2 protein-coding genes are annotated in these 1,640 nt (G+C 37.9%); both read right to left on the reverse strand.

Annotated features, from left to right (window positions below; all coding sequences use genetic code 11):
- Window positions 1-145: 145 nt before the first annotated feature.
- Window positions 146-853 carry a hypothetical protein gene (locus BSR11_RS00060; protein WP_072668501.1) on the reverse strand — a complete coding sequence of 236 codons (708 nt, stop codon included), beginning with the start codon at window positions 851-853 and terminating at the stop codon, window positions 146-148.
- Between the two features lie 144 nt (window positions 854-997).
- Window positions 998-1,573: a class I SAM-dependent methyltransferase gene (locus tag BSR11_RS00070; protein ID WP_072668502.1), complete on the reverse strand. Its 576-nt coding sequence runs from the start codon at window positions 1,571-1,573 to the stop codon at window positions 998-1,000.
- Between the last annotated feature and the right edge of the window lie 67 nt (window positions 1,574-1,640).

Raw genomic sequence — 1,640 nt, forward strand, 5'->3', positions numbered from 1 at the left:
ATTGATTTTGCTGAGGCTCAATAAAGCATAACGCCCGCTTAAGGGGCTGACAACGCTACTACCAACTTTCCGCATAACACCGTAACCACAAAAACCAACGCATAATAAAAATGCCACGCGTTGGAAGTCCCTCTTGAAGCGTTTGTTAAGTTGCTTTTGCGTACCAAGCTTCAAGACCTTCTTTTAAAATGTCATCTTCCATAATTTTTTCTACAAGTGTATCAATTTTGTCGTCGACATATTTATGCAACCATTCTACAGATTCAATGAACTTGTATATTTCCTGCAATGAGCTTGTGTCAGGTTGAAATACCTCTTTCGCTAAATGAGGAAACGTATTCTTTTTCTTATTTTTGTCTAACGCTAATACAACACGAGCAACCTCAACCTTTGTCGCACCACTATGAGCAGCAAAGTTATTCCTCATTTCAATTAAATAGCTATGTGTATCTACGTATTTTTCATCAATGATCTTTTTATCAAGTTTGATTCTACGTCCCTCACAAGTACTGAAACACTTCCCATAGAACGTAAGAGCCGCCACAAATAGACCTTTTACCGTATCAAAAATAGATCTGTCACCAGTAGCAATATGACCTGTTTGATTTTTGGTTGCATCATGTTGTTCAAGCGTCTCTTTTATTTGGTTTAACCAAATAAGTGTATTGCGTAGGTCTTTTTCGATGAGTAAATAACCAGATAATGTAGTTGCCTTGGGTGTATCTACTACGACTCTATGTGCAGGCTTCCTTTTATATGTATACCGACACGAGAAAACCCCTGTATCTGGCTCTAACATTTTGAATGTTTTCCAGTGTTTAGGTTCATACTGAGATTTTTTCATAATTTTCATTTAATTATCGATTCCAAATAAGCAACTTAACGCCGCGTTAAGGGGCAGACAACGCTACTACCAACTTTCCGCATAACACTGTAACCACAAAAACCAACGCATAATAAAAATGCCACGCGTTGGCTGTCCCTCTTGAACGCTTTGTTATATGACTTTACGCGCGATGATATGAACCGAATTACTGACATGACCCGAAATGGTTGAAGTTTCAGATACTTTCGACAATTCAATACTAAAGTTTGATAACAAAGCCTCAAGCTCTTTTGGCCGACTATGCCACATTTCGATACCTAAACCTGATAAAAAGTGTAGGCTTTCGATTGAACAAAACTCAGCTAAATACAATACACCGTTGGGTTTCAAAACCCGCCAGAGTTCAGATACTACTTTTTCACGAGAATCCTGAACAGGTATACAAGTCAATACTGCACATACCACTATCGCATCAAAATAATTGTCTGAAAAAGAAAATAAACCATCTTGTTGATAACGTAAATCAAGTTCAGGATATTCGGTTAGACCTCGATTAATCATCTCTTTTGATGAATCTACACCAACTAAATCCTTATAACCCAACTTCTGAAGCTGATTTGAAATACGTCCGTAACCACAACCAAAATCTAAAACTTTACCATTTCGGGGTATCGATATTAAAAAGTCTTCCACAGAAATTTCAAGATTGAAATCAACATGATCTGCTACATGATCCCATCTGGTCAAAGCTGGACTCCTTTAGTCATATAACGCCCAATTAAGTAGCCCGAAACGCAACTACCAACTTCCCGCA

The organism is Vibrio injensis (assembly GCF_001895205.1).
In the GTDB taxonomy this organism is placed as follows: domain Bacteria; phylum Pseudomonadota; class Gammaproteobacteria; order Enterobacterales; family Vibrionaceae; genus Vibrio; species Vibrio injensis.